Raw genomic sequence first — 16,506 nt, 5'->3', positions numbered from 1 at the left:
CTCGGCCTCGTCCAGCAGCGCCAGCCGACGCCGGTTGAGCGGCCCGACATAGCGGTCCAGGACTTCCCGCAGCAGCCCGTCCCGGCCGCCGAAGTGGTAGTGGATCGCCGCGACGTTCACCCCGGCCCCCCGGGTGATCGCCCGCAGCGAGGTCGCCTCCTCCCCACCACTGGCGAACAGCCGCTCGGCCGCCGCGACGATCCGACCCCGCGTGTCTGCCGCCCCATCCATACCAACACTGTATCAAACAACGTTTGAATCAGTCGTGGCGAGGACCTGCGGACGAGGAAGGCATCTGCTCACCCTCCGGCGGCGGCACCGCCGACGATGACCTGGTCGTGACCCATATTGGGCACGAGCCCGTCCCGCGTGAGGTGGCCGCGGAGGGGTGACTTATCCAGCGGTGGCCGGTTCGGCCGTGGGCCTGGAGCGGGCGGATCCGGAGGTCAGGAGGCGTTCGGCGAGGGGTGCGAAGCACAGTCCGATGGAGGCCCACAGGATCGCCTGCGCGGCGACCGAATAAAGGCGGAACTCGAACAGCGTGTCGGCGGGGAACCCCGGGTAGACGACCCGGCCCTGGGGGTCGGTGAGCGGAAGCGGTGTCTCGGTCGCGTGCTGCCCGTGCTCGCGGACGTTCGCCGGCAGCTCGCCCAGGGACGGCAGCAGAAGCATCACCACGCCGAGCACGACCGCGCACGCCAGCGCTGCGAGCAGCGAAGCGCTCCAGGTGCCGAACCGCGGTTTGAGGCGCTGCCCGAACCACACCCCGGCCACCAGCACGACGATCGAGACGCCCACCATCAGCAGGTACAGGCCGCCGCGATCACGAATGGTCTCGTGGTTACCCACGGCGGGCGGGTTCGCCGGGTACTTCAGGAACGGAATCAAGTACAGGGCGAGGAAACCACCGGCCGCGACCAGCAGGGCGAGCGGGCGCGGCCGGACCCCTCCGGTGCGTCCGCAGGCCAGGGCGTAGGCGACCCCGTACAGGGCGCCCATCGCGATTCCGAACGCGATGATCCCGACGCCGAGGCCGACGCTGCCCTGGATCGCGCGGCTGAACGGGTCGGCGTGCTCGTGCGCGGCCGGGAGCCCCGCCGCCTGGTCCAGCAGCGACTGGGCTTCGTCGCGGCCGCCCTCGTAGTCGATGGCGTCCTGGATCGGGGGCTCGGCGAAGATCCGGGCGAACACGAACGCCAGCAGGCCGCCGAGCGCGCCCGCGAGCATGCCACGCACGATGAATTGCCGTTCCACGGCGTCACTCCTTGATGATTCGTTCCCCGAGCCGATGGATCAGTGGCAGGGGAATCCCAGGAAATGCCGCGCGTCGTGGATGAACTCGTGGATGTGGGTGTCGTTCCCGAACACCGAGGTGGCGCCCTGGTCGATGCCGACGAAGTAGTACAGCACCACGCCGAACAGGACGGTCCCGAACAACCACAGGGCCGCCCGGGCGCCGTCCAGGATGACCGGGGTGGCGCCGCTGCCAGCGCGGTGGAACGTGGACGTGCTCATCTGAGGCCTCCAGGGATCTCGCGTCCCGCACTCGATGGACCAGTGGAGACTGTGGAGGTCTGACTCCCGGCCCCGACTCGGGCCGGATCACAGTGGCGCGACCGTGCCGGATTCCCACCGGCTTCCCCTACCATCTCCCGCCGTGACCGTATTCTGCGCGCAGCGAACCGTCAATGGGACGCGATCCACATCAGAGGAGAGGCCGGCCCGGTGACCGTCCGGCTCGTGCTGATCAGCCACGCCTCCACGGCGGCGACACGGGAGGCGCGCTTTCCCGCCGACGAGCCGCTCGACACCCGTGGCCTGGCCGCGGCGACCGCGTGTCACGGTGCGCTGGGCCGTGTCGACGCGGCTCACCGCGGCCCCGAGCGGCGCTGCGAGCAGACCGCCGTGGCGCTGGGGCTGGACGCCGCGCCGGATCCGCTGCTCGCCGACCTGGACGCGGCCGCCTGGCGCGGGCGCCGCCTCGCCGATGTGGAGGCCGAGAACCTGGCGGACCTGTACGCCTGGATGACCGATCCCGGTCGAGCGCCGCACGGCGGAGAGACCGCCGCCGACGTGATCGCGCGAATGGGGGCCTGGCTCGACCGGCTCCCCGACACCCCGTCCCGCATCGCCGCCGTCACACACCCCGCACAGGTACGAGCGGCCGTCCTGCACGTTCTCGGATGCCCACCCGGCGGCTTCTGGCGGATGGACGTCCCTCCGCTGTCCCAGACCGTCCTGTCACGCCGCGGCGGCCGGTGGCGCCTGCGCGAGACCGGACATCAGGTCGTAGTTATTAGGAAGTCGCAATAAGTCAAGACAATAGGTGCGAAAGTGTCACCCAGCCCCGCCCTTGACCTGGGCGCGCGTGATCTTGACAGCCGCGGGAGCGAGCCCGTACCGTCCCCCTGTTCCGCGGTTGTCCGAGGGAAATCCGGTGAGAGGCCGGTGCGGACGCGCCACTGTATCCGGGTCGGTGAGCCCGGGAGCCAGGTCACTCGGACCGCCGCGACCTCATCTGTCCGGGACGCGCAAGATCCCTTATGGAGGTACCGTGAGTTCGCCGTCGGCTCCAGCTCGTGCTCCGATTCCCGGATCGGCCGGTGGCCGCTCGCGGTCTCCGCGCCGCGGCCCGGGCCCGGCGTCCTGATGGACGAGGCCCGCCAGAACGCCGCCCCTCTGAACGCCGCCTATCCGTTCACCGCCGTCGTCGGCCTCGACGACCTGAAGCTGGCGCTGCTGCTCAACGCCGTCTCCCCGCGGGTCGGCGGCGTGCTGGTGCGCGGCGAGAAGGGCACCGCCAAGTCGACGGTCGTCCGCGCGCTCGCCGCGCAGCTCCCCGCCGTGGACACGGTGACGGGCTGCCGGTTCGCCTGCGATCCGGCCGCGCCCGACCCGTCCTGCCCGGACGGCCCGCACGGCCCTGGCGCTCCATCGATGCGGCGGCCGTCCGCGCTGGTGGAGCTGCCGGTCGGCGCGTCGGAGGACCGGGTCGCCGGGTCGCTGGACGTGGAGCGGGCGCTGACCGAGGGCGTCAAGGCGTTCGAGCCGGGCCTGCTCGCGGCGGCGCACCGCGGCGTCCTGTACGTGGACGAGGTGAACCTGCTGCACGACCACCTCGTCGACCTGCTCCTGGACGCGGCCGCGCTCGGCACCTGCTACGTCGAGCGCGAGTCGGTCTCGGTCCGGCACGCCGCCCGGTTCCTGCTCGTCGGGACGATGAACCCCGAGGAGGGCGAGCTGCGCCCCCAGCTGCTCGACCGGTTCGGGCTGACGGTCGAGGTGCGGGCGTCGCGGGAGCCGAAGGAGCGCGCCGAGGTGGTCCGGCGGCGGCTGGCGTTCGACGCCGACCCGGCGCGGTTCGCGGCGCGCTGGGCCGCCGAGGAGACCGCGCTCGCCGGGCGCATCGCGGCGGCGCGGGAGCGGCTGGCGGGCGTCCGGCTGCCGGACGAGCGGCTGGAGCAGATCGCGGCGGTGTGCGCCGGTTTCGAGGTGGACGGACTGCGCGCCGATCTCGTCACGGCCAACGCCGCGCTCGCGCACGCCGCCTGGCACGGCCGCGACGAGGTGACGGCGGACGACGTCCGCGCCGCCGCCCGGCTGGCGCTGCCGCACCGCCGTCGCCGCGACCCGTTCGACGCGCCCGGCCTGGACGAGTCGCGGCTGGACGACCTGCTGAACGACACCTCTCCCGATGACGACCCGCCGCCCGACGGCGACGGCGGTGGCGACGGCGGTGGCGTAGGCGAGGGGCCGCCGCGTCCGGCTGACGGCGCGGAGGGGTCGGCCGAGCCGCCTTCGCCTGAGCAAGGGGAGGACGAGCGGGCGGAAAGCGCGGGCGGCGGCGAGCGCGTCGCGACCGTCTCGAAGCCGCATGCGGTGCCGCTGCTGCAGGTCCCCGGGGTCGGCGACGGCGTCGCGGGACGCCGTTCGCGGTCGCGGACGGCGCGCGGCCACGTCACCGGGGCGCGCCGTCCGGCAGGGAAGGTCCGCGACCCGCACGTGGTGGCGACCATGCTGGCCGCGGCCCCGCATCAGCGGGCGCGCGGGCGGTCCGGCGCCGGGCTCGTGCTGCGGCCGGACGATCTGCGCGAGGCCGCCCGCGAGGGCCGCGAAGGCAACCTGGTGCTGTTCGTCGTGGACGCCAGCGGCTCGATGGCCGCGCGCCGCCGCATGACGACGGTGAAGACGGCGGTGCTGAGCCTGCTGCTGGACGCCTACCAGCGCCGCGACAAGATCGGCCTCATCACCTTCCGCGGCCGGACGGCCGACCTCGTGCTGCCGCCGACGTCATCGGTCGAGGCGGGCGCGGCACGGCTGCGCGCCCTGCCGACCGGGGGCCGCACGCCGCTGGCCGCCGGGCTGGTCCGGGCGGCGGAGGTGCTGCGCGCCGAGCGGCTGCGCGACCCGGCGCGGCGCCCGCTGCTCGTGATCGTCACCGACGGCCGCGCGACGGCCGAAGGTGACGTGGCGCGGGCCGCCGGGCTGCTCGCCGGGACGGCCGGGATCGTCGTCGACTGCGAGGACGGCCCCGTCCGGCTCGGCCTCGCCGGGCGTCTCGCGACGCGGCTCGGGGCACGGCTCGTGCCGCTGGGCGACCTCGACAAGATCGTGCGCGATCAGCGGAAGGCGGCCTGAGATGCCTCAGGGGAAGCCGGTGTCCGTCCCCGACGACGGCCTCACCACGCGGCAGCGCCGCAACCGGCCGCTGCTGATCGTCCACACCGGCCACGGGAAAGGGAAGTCGACGGCCGCGTTCGGGATGGCGCTGCGGGCGTGGAACCAGGGCTGGCCGATCGCGGTGTACCAGTTCGTGAAGTCGGCGAAATGGCGGATCGGCGAGGAACGCGCGCTGCAGGTCCTGGGCGGGAGCGGCGAGGGCGGGCCGGTCGCCTGGCACAAGATGGGCGAGGGCTGGTCGTGGATCCGGCGGCCCGGCGCCGAGGACGACCACGCCGCGAACGCGCGGGAGGGCTGGGAGCAGATCAGTCGCGACCTGGCCGCCGAAACACACCGCTTCTACGTGCTGGACGAGTTCACCTACCCGCTCAAGTGGGGCTGGATCGACCTGGACGACGTGGTGGAGACCCTCACCGCCCGTCCCGGCGACCAGCACGTCGTCATCACCGGACGGGACGCGCCGGACCGGCTCATCGAGGCCGCCGACCTCGTCACGGAGATGGGCAAGGTCCGGCATCCGATGGACACCGGGCAGAAGGGCCAGCGGGGCATCGAGTGGTGACCGCCCGGCGCGTCCCGCGGTCAGGCGGTGCCGTCCCGCGGCTGGTGGTCGCGGCGCCGGCGTCCGGGAGCGGGAAGACGACCGTCGCGACGGGGCTGATCGCGGCGCTGCGGGCGCGCGGCCTGACGGTGTCCCCGCACAAGGTCGGGCCCGACTACATCGACCCCGGGTACCACGCGCTCGCGGCCGGACGCCCCGGCCGCAACCTCGACCCCTGGCTGGTCGGCGAGGAGCGGATCGCGCCCCTGTTCCTGCACGGCGCCGCCGGGTGCGACGTCGCCGTGGTCGAGGGCGTGATGGGCCTGTTCGACGGGCGCGGCGACAGCGGGTTCGCGTCCACGGCCCATGTCGCGCGGCTGCTCGCCGCGCCCGTCGTGCTCGTGGTGGACGCGGCGCGCCAGAGCCGTTCGGTAGCGGCGCTCGTGCACGGCTTCGCGTCGTTCGAGCCGGACGTCCGGGTCGGCGGGGTCGTCCTCAACCGGGTCGGGTCGGACCGGCACGAGGAGCTGTGCCGGGGCGCGCTGGAGGCGGCGGGCGTGCCGGTGCTCGGCGCGATCCGCCGCGACGACGGGATCGTCACCCCGTCCCGGCATCTCGGCCTGATCCCGGCGGCCGAGCGCGGGACGGAGGCCGTGCGGGCGGTGGAGCGGCTCGGCGAGCTGATCGGGCGGTCCTGCGACCTGGACGCGCTCGTGCGTCTCGCGGCGACCGCTCCCCCGCCGCCGGGCCGTCCCTGGGACCCCGCCGCGCATGTGGAGCCGGTGCAGGGCGGCCCGGTCGTCGCGATGGCGGGCGGGAAGGCGTTCACCTTCTCCTACGCCGAGCACGCGGAGCTGCTGCGCGCGGCGGGAGCCGACGTCGCCGTCTTCGATCCGCTGCGCGACGAGGCGCTCCCGGACGGCGCCGCCGCGCTGGTCATCGGCGGCGGGTTCCCGGAGGCGCACGCCGCCGAGCTGGCCGCGAACGCGGCGATGCGCGCGGCCGTGGCCAGGTTCGGCGGCCCGATCGCCGCCGAATGCGCGGGCCTCCTCTACCTGTGCGAGGAACTCGACGGGCGGCGGATGTGCGGGCGGGTGCCGGGACGTGCGCGGATGACGGCGAAGCTGACGCTCGGCTACCGGGACGCGGTCGCCGTGGCGGAGTCGCCGCTGACCCGTCCGGGCGAGCGGTTCCGCGGCCACGAGTTCCACCGGACGGCCCTGACCACCGTTGCCGGCCCGCTGTTCCGCTGGGCGGACGGGGCGGAGACGGAGACGGAGACGGGTTCGGAGACGACCGGATCACCGCGTCGTACCTGCACCTGCACTGGGCCGGGCATCCGGAGGCGGCTCAGCGGCTGGTGTCGTCCTCCAGATCGCCCTCGGCCTTGAGGTAGGCCGCCTGCAGCGCCTGGAGGATCTCCGGGTCCGGATGCTCCCACATGCCGCGCTCGGCCGCCTCCAGCAGCCGTTCGGCGATGCCGTGCAGCGCCCACGGGTTGGACTCCTGCATGAACGCGCGGTTCTCCTCGTCCAGGACGTAGGCGGCGGTGAGCCGGTCGTACATCCAGTCGGCCATGACACCGGTGGTGGCGTCGTAGCCGAACAGGTAGTCGACGGTCGCGGCCAGCTCGAACGCCCCCTTGTAACCGTGCCGGCGCATCGCGGCCAGCCAGTTCGGGTTGACGACGCGGGCGCGGAAGATCCGCGCGGTCTCCTCCGACAGCGTCCGGGTGCGGACCGCGTCCGGGCGGGTGCTGTCGCCGACGTAGGCGGCGGGGTCGCGGCCGGTCAGCGCCCGCACGGTCGCGATCATCCCGCCGTGGTACTGGAAGTAGTCGTCGGAGTCGGCGATGTCGTGCTCGCGGGTGTCGACGTTCTTGGCGGCGACGGCGATCCGCCGGTAGGCGCTCTCCATGTCGGCGCGGGCCGGGACCCCGTCGAGGTCGCGGCCGTAGGCGTGGCCGCCCCACACCGCGTACACCTCGGCGAGGTCGGCGTCGTCGCGCCAGTTGCGGCTGTCGATGAGCGGCAGCAGGCCGGCGCCGTAGGCACCGGGCGCCGACCCGAAGACGCGGAGGGTGGCGCGCCGGTCGTCGCCGTGGCGTTCCCGGTCGGCCCGCACGTGGGCGCGGACGTGGTTGTCGGCGTCGGGCTCGTCCAGCCCGGCGACGAGCCGGACGGCGTCGTCCAGCATCGCGACGACGTGCGGGAACGCGTCCCGGAAGAACCCGCTGATGCGGACCGTCACGTCGATGCGCGGCCTGCCCAGCTCCGCGACCGGGACCGGCTCCAGCCGGGTGACGCGGCGGGACGCCTCGTCCCACTCCGGGCGGACGCCGAGCAGCGCCAGCACTTCGGCGATGTCGTCGCCCGCCGTGCGCATCGCGCTCGTCCCCCACACCGACAGGCCCACCGAGCGCGGCCATTCGCCGTGGTCGGCGCGGTAGCGCGCCAGCAGCGACTCGGCCATCGCCTGCCCGGTCTCCCAGGCGAGGCGGCTCGGCACGGCGCGCGGGTCCACGGAGTAGAAGTTGCGCCCGGTCGGCAGGACGTTGATCAGGCCGCGCAGCGGTGAGCCGCTCGGCCCGGCCGGGACGTAGCCCCCGTCCAAGGCGTGCAGGACGTGGTCCATCTCGTCGGTCGTGCGGGCCAGGCGCGGGACGACCTCCGTCGCGGCGAACTCGAGCACCCGCGCCACGAGATCACGACGCTCCTCGGGTACCTGTGCCGCGACCCGCGCGACCGCGTCCGGCCGCCAACCGGCGTCTTCCATCGCCTGGACGAGCGAGCGGGCGGCGGACTCGGCGGCGTCCACGTCGGCGAGCGCCTCGGTGCCGTCCTCGGTGAGGCCGAGTGCCTCGCGCAGGCCGGGCAGCGTCTCGCGTCCCGACCACATCTGCCGGGCGCGGAGCATGGCCAGCACCAGGCCGACGCGGACCGACCCGGCCGGTGCCTCGCCGAGAACGTGCAGGCCGTCGCGGATCTGCGCGTCCTTCACCTCGCACAGCCAGCCGTCCACGTGCAGGACGAAGTCGTCGAACTCGGCGTCGTGGGGACGGTCGTCCAAGCCGAGGTCGTGATCGAGCTTCGCGGCCTGGATCAGCGTCCAGATCTGCGCGCGGATCGCGGGCAGCTTCGCCGGGTCCATCGCGGCGATCGTGGCGTGCTCGTCCAGGAGCTGTTCGAGGCGGGCGATGTCGCCGTAGGTCTCGGCGCGGGCCATCGGCGGGACCATGTGGTCCACGAGCACGGCGTGCGCGCGGCGCTTGGCCTGCGTGCCCTCGCCGGGGTCGTTGACGAGGAACGGGTAGATGAGCGGGACGTCGCCGAGCGCCGCGTCGGTGCCGCACGACGCCGACATGCCCGCCGCTTTGCCGGGCAGCCATTCCAGGTTGCCGTGCTTGCCGACGTGCACGATCGCGTGCGCGCCGAACTCGTCCGACAGCCACCGGTAGGCGGCGAGGTAGTGGTGGCTCGGCGGCAGGTCGGGGTCGTGGTAGATCGCGATCGGGTTCTGCCCGAAACCGCGCGGCGGCTGCACCATGACGACGACGTTGCCCGCGCGCAGGGCGGCGAGCACGATGTCGCCGTCCTGGACGAACAGCTCCCCGGGCGCCGGGCCCCAGTGCCGCTCCATCTCCTCCCGCAGATCCTGCGGGAGGGTGCGGTACCAGCGCTCGTAGGACGCGGCGGAGATCCGGACGGGGTTGCCCGCGAGCTGCTCCTCGGTGAGCCAGTCCTCGTCCTGCCCGCCCGCCGCGATCAGCGCGTGGACGAGCGCGTCCCCGTCCTGGTCCGCCACGCCGGGAAAGCCCTCGCCGACGTCGTACCCGGCGTCCGCGAGCCGGGCCAGCAGCCGGACGGTGCTCGCCGGGGTGTCCAGCCCCACCGCGTTGCCGACGCGGGAGTGCTTCGTCGGGTAAGCCGACAGCATCACGACCAGGCGCCGCTCGGCGGGCGGGGTGTGCCGCAGCCGGCCGTGCCGGACGGCGATGCCCGCGACCCGCGCCGCCCGCTCGGGGTCGGCGGCATAGACCGTGAGGCCGTCCTCGCCGGTCTCCTTGAACGAGAACGGGACCGTGATGATCCGCCCGTCGAACTCGGGGATGGCGACCTGCGACGCGGCGTCCAGCGGGGACAGGCCGTCGTCGCTCTCCTCCCAGTCGGCCCGGGGCATGGTGAGGCAGAGGCCCTGCAGGATCGGGACGTCCAGCGCGGCGAGGGCGCCGACGTCCCACGCTTCGTCGTCGCCGCCCGCCCCCGCCGTCGCGGGCCGGGACCCGCCCGCCGCGAGGACCGTCACGACCAGGGCGTCCGCCTTCCGGAGCGTGGCCAGCAGTTCCGGCTCCACCGCGCGCAGCGACGAGCAGAACACCGGCAGCGGCCGTCCTCCCGCGCCCTCCACGGCGGTGCACAGCGCTTCGACGAACGCGGTGTTCCCGGCCACGTGATGGGCGCGGTAGTAGAGCACCCCGACCACGGGACCGTCGGAGGCGCGGGACTCCCGCTCCAGCCGTCCCCACGTGGGGGTGGGCTGCGGCAGTGCGAACCCGCGGCCCGTGAGCAGCACGGTGTCGCACAGGAAGGCGTGCAACTCGGCCAGATTGGGCGGCCCGCCGTGCGCCAGGTAGGCGTGCGCGTCGGCGCACACGCCGCCGCTCACCGTGGAGAGCTCCATCAGCTCCGCGTCGGGCGCCTGCTCACCACCGAGGACGACCACCGGCCGCGGGCCCGCCAGCAGCGCGTCCAGCCCGTCCTCCCAGGCGCGCCGCCCGCCGAGCAGCCGGACGACGACGAGATCGGCGCCCTCGACCAGCTCCGGCAGGTCGTCCACGGCGAGCCGCGCGGGGTTGCCGAGCCGGTAGGCGGCGCCGGACGCGCGGGCGCTGAGCAGATCGGTGTCGGACGTCGAGAGCAGCAGCACAAGCCGTTCCGGGGGGTGTGGGGGGTCGGTCCCCCACGAGTGACGGGTGCGCTCTTGCGCGGACGTGTCGGCAGACACGGCAGATCCTCTCCCCCTGGGGTCCTCGCCCCGGTCGCGGGTGTCACGACGGCTGGAGTGTCCTGGCTCCCGGATCGGCACTCGCCCCGACCTTCCCGTCCACGAGGGACAGTGGCCTCAAGCGGGGGTCGCTCCCCGGTGACAGTGGCGGGACCGCGCCGGATTCACACCGGCTTCCTCCAACTGAACACTTTTCCTCCTCGGCAGGTCCGCACAGGACACGCCTCTGCGGACAGACCGGAGGAAAATGTTCACTGCCGTCGTCGTTCAGAAGCGTACGGCAGCGCGGCCCGCCCGCAAACTGTGGCCGAGCGGAGCTCGTCCTTTGATTGGTGGCGGGTGGGGCCTGGAGGACGGGGGCTAACATCCTCATCGTGCCGAATGTCCGTGCGGTGGGGAGGTCGCGCACCGACGCGTGCCCCGGGACGCTCCAGACGCACGACGCCGCCGACGGCCCGCTGGCACGCGTCCGCACCCCCGGCGGCGCGGTGTCCGCCGCGCAGCTCATGGTGCTCGGCGCCGCCGCCCGCGAGCTGGGCCGGGACGTCATCGAGCTGACGTCCCGCGCCAACCTCCAGCTGCGCGGCGTGCGCGACCCGGCGGCGCTCGCGGCGCGCCTCGCGGTCGCCGGCCTGCTGCCCTCGGCGTCCCACGAGCGGGTGCGCAACATCGTCGCCTCGCCCCTCGGCGGACGCGGGCGGAACGGCCGCCTCGCGACCGACCCGCTGGTCACGGCGCTCGACCGGAGGCTGTGCGCGCATCCCCGGCTGGCTGGTCTCCCGGGCCGGTTCCTGTTCGCGCTGGACGACGGCACCGGCGACGTGGCGCCCCTGAACGCCGATCTGACGCTGACCCCCGGTGGCCTTCTCCTGGCCGGAACACCGCTCGCCCTGGCATCCGCCGATCCCCTCCTGACCATGACCGCGGCGGCGGAGGCGTTCCTCGACGTCCGCGGCGGCGCCTGGCGGCTGGCCGAAGTACCCGACGGGGCGAGTCTCGTCGCGGAACGGCTGGGCGGAGTCCTGGCGGACGGGAGGCCCGTCCCGGATCCGCCGGCCCCGCACGCGGGGATCGTCCAGCAGCGGGACGGACTGGCCGCGCTGGAGGTCGTGCCGCCGCTCGGGCGGCTGTCGGGTGCGCAGGCCGAGGCGCTCGCCGAGGTCGCGGACGAGGTGCGCCTGACGCCGTGGCGGAGCGTCGTCCTGCGGGACCTGCGGCGGGACGGGGCGGAAGGGGCCACGGCCCGGCTGGCCCAGCAGGGATTCGCGGCCGATCCCGGCTCCCCGTGGGTCGGGGTGACGGCGTGCACCGGCAGCCCCGGCTGCGCGAAGTCGCGAGGCGACGTGCAGGGCGAGGCCCGCCGCTGGGTGGACGGCCTGGACCACGCCTCGCCGACCCCCGTCCACTGGGCGGGTTGCGACCGGCGCTGCGGGATGCCGCGCGGCCCGGTCACGCTGAAGACAGTGGGCGGGCAAGAGCGATGACCGACTACATCCGCGACGGAGCCGAGATCTACCGGCGGTCGTTCGCGACCATCCGCGCGGAGGCCGACCTGTCGGGACTGCCCGGCGACGTGGCGCGCGTCGCCGTCCGCATGATCCACGCCTGCGGGATGACCGACCTCGTCGACGACCTCGCCTGGTCGCCGGGCGTCGTCGCGCGGGCCCGGGCCGCGCTGCTGGAGGGCGCGCCGGTCCTGTGCGATGCGCGGATGGTGGCGTCCGGCATCACCCGGGCCCGGCTCCCCGCCGGCAACGAGATCGTGTGCACGCTCGGCGACCCGCGCGTTCCGGAGCTGGCGGCCCGGCTCGGCACGACGCGCAGCGCGGCGGCCCTCGACCTGTGGCGGGGCCGCCTCGACGGCGCCGTCGTCGCGGTCGGCAACGCGCCGACCGCGCTGTTCCGGCTGCTGGAGCTGGTGGGGCGGGACGCGGGACGTCCGGCCGCGGTCCTCGGGATCCCGGTCGGGTTCATCGGGGCGGCCGAGTCCAAGGAGGCGCTCGCCGCGAGCGACCTGCCGCACCTGGTGGTGCGCGGGCGGCGCGGCGGCAGCGCGATGACGGCGGCGGCGGTCAACGCCATCGCCAGTGAGGCGGAATGATGACGGGACGGCTCTACGGCGTTGGCGTCGGCCCCGGCGACCCCGAGCTGGTCACCGTGAAGGCGGCCCGGCTGATCCGCGCGGCGGACGTGGTCGCCTACCATTCCGCCCGGCACGGCCGCAGCATCGCCCGGACCGTCGCGGCGCCCTACCTGCGCGACGGCCAGGTCGAGGAGCAGCTCGTCTACCCGGTCACCACGGAGACGACCGATCACCCGGGCGGTTACAAGGGCGCGCTTGAGGAGTTCTACACCGACTGCACCGCCAGGCTCGCCGCGCACCTGGACGCGGGCCGGACGGTCGTCGTCCTGAGCGAGGGCGACCCGCTGTTCTACGGTTCCTACATGCACCTGCACAAACGGCTCGCTCCCCACTACCCGGCCGAGGTCGTGCCGGGCGTCACCTCGCTCAGCGCCGCCTCCGCCGCGGCGGGGCGCCCGCTGGTGGAGCGCGAGGAGACGCTGACCGTACTGCCGGGCACGCTCCCCGGCGACGAGCTGGCCGAACGGCTGCGCTCGGCGGACGCGGCGGCCGTCCTCAAGCTCGGCCGGACGTTTCCCAAGGTCAGGCAGGCGTTCGAGGACGCCGGACGGCTCGGCGACGCCTGGTACGTCGAACGGGCCGCCACCGACCGGCAGCGGGTCGAGCCGCTCGCCGGCGTCGACCCGGCGGACGTCCCGTACATGTCGCTGGCCCTGCTGACCAGCCCGGCCGAGAAGTCCTTCACGGCCGCTCCCCCGGCGCGGCCGGACGCGCCGGGAGGCGTGACGGTCGTCGGGCTCGGCCCGGCGGGACGGCCGTGGCTCACCCCGGAGGCGCAGGACGTCCTGTCGTCCGCCACCGACCTCGTCGGCTACGGCCCTTACCTGGACCGCGTGCCGCCCAACCCCCGCCAGCGACGGCACTCCACCGGAAACCGCGTCGAGGCGGACCGGGCCCGGCAGGCGCTGGCGCTCGCCCGGGACGGCGCGCGGGTCGCCGTCGTCTCGTCCGGCGACCCGGGCGTGTTCGCGATGGCGACGGCCGTGCTGGAGGCGGCGGCCGAGGAGGAATTCGCCGACGTGCCGGTGCGTATCGTCCCCGGGCTGACCGCCGCGCAGGCCGTCGCCGCACGCGCGGGCGCGCCACTCGGCCACGACTTCTGCGTCCTGTCGCTGTCGGACCTGCTCAAGCCCTGGGAGGTGATCGCCCGCCGGCTCACCGCCGCGGCCGGGGCCGACCTGGTGCTCGCCCTGTACAACCCGTCGTCAAGCCGCCGCAGGGACCAGCTCCCGGCGGCCCGCGACCTGCTGCTGGAGCACCGCTCGCCGGAGACGCCGGTCGTGATCGGACGCGACGTCGGCGGTCCCGAGGAGAGCGTCACCGTCACGACGCTCGGCAAGCTCGAAACCGACCAGGTCGACATGCGCTGCCTGGTCATCGTCGGATCGTCCACGACCCGGGTCACCGACCGCGGTGTGGTCTACACGCCCCGCCGCTACCCCTGAGCCCAGCGCGCGGCGGCGGCCACGTCACTCGTCGTCTCGACGCCGCCCGGGACGGGCGGGCGATCGACCATGATCACCGGCAGCCGGGCCTCCCGTGCCGCGGTGAGCTTCGCGCGGGTCATCGCGCCGCCGCTGTCCTTGGTGACCAGCACGTCCAGCCGGTGCTCGCGGATCAGCGCACGCTCGCCGTCCACCGTGTAGGGGCCGCGGGAGAGCAGCACGCACACGTTGGACGGGACGGGCGGCTCCGGCGGGTCGACCGACCTGGCGAGAAACCACACCCCGGTACGGGCCGCGAACACCGGGATACTCCGCCGCCCGGTGGTGAGGAACGCGCGGGCGCCGTCCGGCAGCACGGCGGCGGCCTCGCCGAGCGACGGGACGCGGCGCCAGCCGTCGCCGTCCCCCTCCCGCCAGCCGGGACGGCGCAGCGCGAGCAGCGGCACGCCAGCCAGCTGCGACGCCTTCGCCGCCGAGGCGCTCATCCGCTCCGCGAACGGGTGCGTGGCGTCCACGGCGCGGTCGATCCGGTGCTCGCGGAGCCACGCCGCCAGCCCGTCCGGGCCGCCGAAGCCGCCGACGCGCACGTCCCCGGCGGGCAGCCGCGGGTCGGTGACGCGCCCGGCGAGCGACGACACGACGTGCACGCCCGGCACGCCCGACAGCCGCGCCGCGAGGTCCCGGGCCTCCGCCGTCCCGCCGAGGATCAGGACGCGCCTCACACCCGTTCCCGCTCCGCGCTGTAGAGGTGGCTGTCGGGGAACGCCGACGCCGTCAGCACCCGCCCGACGACGATCACGGCCGTGCGCTTCACCCCGGCCTCCCGCACCAGGCCGGCGATGCCGGCGAGGGTGCCGCGCAGGATCAGCTCGTCCGGGCGGCTGGCCCGGGCGACCACCGCGACCGGGCAGTCCGCGCCGTAGTGCGGCAGCAGCCCGGCCGTCACCTCGTCGATGCGCTGGACGGCCAGGTGCAGCACCATCGTGGCGCCGCTCGCGCCGAGGGTGGCGAGGTCCTCGCCGTCCGGCATCGGCGTGGCCCGCGCCGCCGTCCGCGTCAGGATCACCGTCTGCCCCACACCCGGCACGGTCAGCTCCCGTCCCAGCGAGGCCGCCGCCGCCGCGAACGCCGGCACGCCAGGGACGATCTCATGCGGCACGCCCGCCGCGTCCAGCCGCCGCACCTGCTCGGCCACCGCGCTGAACACCGACGGATCGCCCGAGCACAGGCGCGCCACGTCCAGCCCGCCCCGGTGCGCGGCGATCAGCTCGGCCACGATCTCGTCCAGCGTCAGGTTCGCGGTGTCGACCAGCCGGGCGCCCGGCGGGCAGGCGTCCAGCAGCTCGCGCGGCACCAGCGACCCCGCGTACAGGCACACCGGTGCGGACTCCAGCACCCGCAGTCCCCGCACCGTGATGAGGTCGGCGGCGCCTGGACCGGCCCCGACGAAGTAGACGGTCATCAGACGTCCTTCCGTATCGTCCAGATGGTGACGGGCATCGCCGGGCGCCACCCGGTGAACCCGCCCAGCGGCCCGGCCCGCTCGACGCCGACGCGGACGAGTTCCCCGCCGTGCGTCTCGCGCGCCTGGGCGACCCGGACCTCCGATTCGAGTGTGACGGCGTTGGCGACGAGACGCCCGCCGGGTCTCAGCGCGTCCCAGCAGCGCTCCAGCAGGCCAGGGACGGTGAGACCGCCGCCGACGAACACCGCGTCCGGGGGCGGCAGCCCGTCCAGCGCGCCGGGGGCCCGGCCCGTCACCACGCGCACGCCGGGCACGCCGAGCGACCTGGCGTTCCGGCCGATCCGCTCCGCCCGCTCCGGGCGGCTCTCCACCGCGACCGCCGCGCAGGACGGATGCGCCCGCGCCCACTCGATCGCGACGCTGCCCGCACCGGCGCCCACGTCCCACAGCAGCTCACCGGGCAGCGGCGCGAGACGCGACAGGGTGACCGCACGAACCTCGCTCTTGGTGATCTGCCCGTCATGCTCGAAGGCGCCGTCGGGAAGCCCGGACACGCGGGGCAGCGGCGCCGCGCCGGGACCGGGCGCGCACTCCACGGCGACGATGTTCAGCGCGGACGCGGCGGGCTCCGTCCACTCCCCGGCGACCCCGTGCCGCACCGACTCGGCCTCCGCGCCCAGATCGCACAGCACGGTCATCCTGCTGGGCCCGAACCCGCGCCCGGCGAGCAGCGCCGCCACGACCGCCGGCGCCTCCCGACCCGCGCCGAGCGCCAGGACCCGCCTGCCTGGCGCGACGAGCGCGTTCAGGGTCTCCGCCGGACGGCCGACGAGGCTGGCGACGTCCACCCGCTCCAGCGGCCAGCCGAGCCGGGCGCACGCCAGCGACACCGACGACGGATGCGGCAGCACCCGCAGCCGCGCCGGACCGAGCAGCTCCGCGAGGGTGGACCCGATCCCGTAGAACATCGGATCCCCGCTGGCCAGGACGGCGATGGCACGGCCGTCATAGCGCCGGATCAGCCCGGGCAGCGCGGGCAGGAGCGGCGAGGGCCAGGGCACCCGCTCCGCCTTCCCCGCCGGGACGAGACCGAGCTGGCGGCGGCCGCCGAACAGCACGTCCGCCTCCCGCAGCGCCTCCCGGGACGCCTCCGCGAGCCCGTCCCACCCGTCGGCGCCGATGCCCACGACGGAGATGACATGCGCGTCCACTGGCCTCCCCGCCCGGC

General features: G+C 74.9%; 13 protein-coding genes, 1 pseudogene and 1 riboswitch. Of the genes and pseudogenes, 7 read left to right on the top strand and 7 right to left on the bottom strand.

The window, feature by feature from the left end; translation table 11 throughout:
• From ETD83_RS16110 to ETD83_RS16100, 3 genes are all read right to left on the bottom strand, one after another.
• Positions 1–231: TetR family transcriptional regulator (locus ETD83_RS16110; RefSeq protein WP_138645940.1), on the bottom strand; the 231-nt coding region annotated here is incomplete at its 3' end.
• A 162-nt stretch (positions 232–393) separates the two neighbouring features.
• Positions 394–1,254, bottom strand: coding sequence for a CbtA family protein (locus ETD83_RS16105; RefSeq protein WP_138645939.1), 861 nt, complete (start codon positions 1,252–1,254; stop codon positions 394–396).
• 39 nt (positions 1,255–1,293) lie between these two features.
• Positions 1,294–1,515 (bottom strand): CbtB domain-containing protein, encoded by a 222-nt coding sequence (locus ETD83_RS16100; protein ID WP_138645938.1) that lies wholly within the window; start codon positions 1,513–1,515, stop codon positions 1,294–1,296.
• A 210-nt stretch (positions 1,516–1,725) separates the two neighbouring features.
• Between ETD83_RS16100 and ETD83_RS16095 the strand changes: the two genes are divergently transcribed.
• The 4 genes and pseudogenes from ETD83_RS16095 to ETD83_RS16085 all read left to right on the top strand — a co-directional run bounded on the left by ETD83_RS16095 (position 1,726) and on the right by ETD83_RS16085 (position 6,617).
• Positions 1,726–2,313: a histidine phosphatase family protein gene (locus ETD83_RS16095; protein ID WP_138645937.1), complete on the top strand. Its 588-nt coding sequence runs from the start codon at positions 1,726–1,728 to the stop codon at positions 2,311–2,313.
• A gap of 336 nt (positions 2,314–2,649) precedes the next feature.
• Positions 2,650–4,638 (top strand): putative cobaltochelatase, encoded by a 1,989-nt coding sequence (locus ETD83_RS16090; RefSeq protein WP_171064231.1) that lies wholly within the window; start codon positions 2,650–2,652, stop codon positions 4,636–4,638.
• A 1-nt stretch (position 4,639) separates the two neighbouring features.
• The gene (gene cobO / locus ETD83_RS44490; RefSeq protein WP_230420946.1) at positions 4,640–5,242 is read left to right on the top strand and encodes a cob(I)yrinic acid a,c-diamide adenosyltransferase; all 603 of its coding nucleotides are present in this window, start codon (positions 4,640–4,642) and stop codon (positions 5,240–5,242) included.
• Positions 5,243–5,283: 41 nt separating this feature from the next.
• Positions 5,284–6,617 (top strand): annotated as a pseudogene (locus ETD83_RS16085) (cobyrinate a,c-diamide synthase).
• On the opposite strand, the gene cobN reads toward ETD83_RS16085, so the two are convergent.
• Positions 6,572–10,147: a cobaltochelatase subunit CobN gene (cobN, locus tag ETD83_RS16080; RefSeq protein WP_205717701.1), complete on the bottom strand. Its 3,576-nt coding sequence runs from the start codon at positions 10,145–10,147 to the stop codon at positions 6,572–6,574. The pseudogene ETD83_RS16085 and the gene cobN sit on opposite strands and share 46 nt — an antisense overlap.
• A gap of 115 nt (positions 10,148–10,262) precedes the next feature.
• A riboswitch (cobalamin riboswitch) is annotated at positions 10,263–10,477 on the bottom strand.
• Positions 10,478–10,599: 122 nt separating this feature from the next.
• On the opposite strand from cobN, the gene ETD83_RS16075 reads away from it, so the two are divergent.
• Genes ETD83_RS16075 through ETD83_RS16065 form a run of 3 tightly spaced genes read left to right on the top strand, consistent with a single transcriptional unit; the run spans position 10,600 to position 13,813 of the window.
• Positions 10,600–11,709: a precorrin-3B synthase gene (locus tag ETD83_RS16075; RefSeq protein ID WP_205717699.1), complete on the top strand. Its 1,110-nt coding sequence runs from the start codon at positions 10,600–10,602 to the stop codon at positions 11,707–11,709.
• Entirely contained in the window at positions 11,706–12,326 is a 621-nt protein-coding gene (locus ETD83_RS16070) for a precorrin-8X methylmutase (protein ID WP_138645936.1), read from the top strand. Before ETD83_RS16075 ends, ETD83_RS16070 begins: the two co-directional genes overlap by 4 nt.
• Positions 12,326–13,813, top strand: coding sequence for a precorrin-2 C(20)-methyltransferase (locus tag ETD83_RS16065; RefSeq protein WP_138645942.1), 1,488 nt, complete (start codon positions 12,326–12,328; stop codon positions 13,811–13,813). Before ETD83_RS16070 ends, ETD83_RS16065 begins: the two co-directional genes overlap by 1 nt.
• Here the strand turns inward: ETD83_RS16065 and ETD83_RS16060 are convergent.
• The 3 genes from ETD83_RS16060 to cbiE are packed head-to-tail and all read right to left on the bottom strand — an operon-like array spanning position 13,804 to position 16,489.
• Positions 13,804–14,535 (bottom strand): cobalt-precorrin-6A reductase, encoded by a 732-nt coding sequence (locus ETD83_RS16060; RefSeq protein WP_138645935.1) that lies wholly within the window; start codon positions 14,533–14,535, stop codon positions 13,804–13,806. The genes ETD83_RS16065 and ETD83_RS16060 overlap by 10 nt on opposite strands.
• Positions 14,532–15,275 (bottom strand): precorrin-4 C(11)-methyltransferase, encoded by a 744-nt coding sequence (gene cobM, locus ETD83_RS16055; RefSeq protein WP_138645934.1) that lies wholly within the window; start codon positions 15,273–15,275, stop codon positions 14,532–14,534. The genes ETD83_RS16060 and cobM overlap by 4 nt, the downstream gene beginning before the upstream one ends.
• Positions 15,275–16,489, bottom strand: coding sequence for a precorrin-6y C5,15-methyltransferase (decarboxylating) subunit CbiE (gene cbiE / locus ETD83_RS16050; protein ID WP_138645933.1), 1,215 nt, complete (start codon positions 16,487–16,489; stop codon positions 15,275–15,277). The genes cobM and cbiE overlap by 1 nt, the downstream gene beginning before the upstream one ends.
• Between the last annotated feature and the right edge of the window lie 17 nt (positions 16,490–16,506).

Origin of the sequence: Actinomadura soli (assembly GCF_005889715.1) — a bacterium.
Classification (GTDB): domain Bacteria; phylum Actinomycetota; class Actinomycetes; order Streptosporangiales; family Streptosporangiaceae; genus Spirillospora; species Spirillospora soli.
The sequence above is the reverse complement of the archived record's forward strand: the minus strand, read 5'-3'. Positions and strand labels throughout refer to the sequence as shown.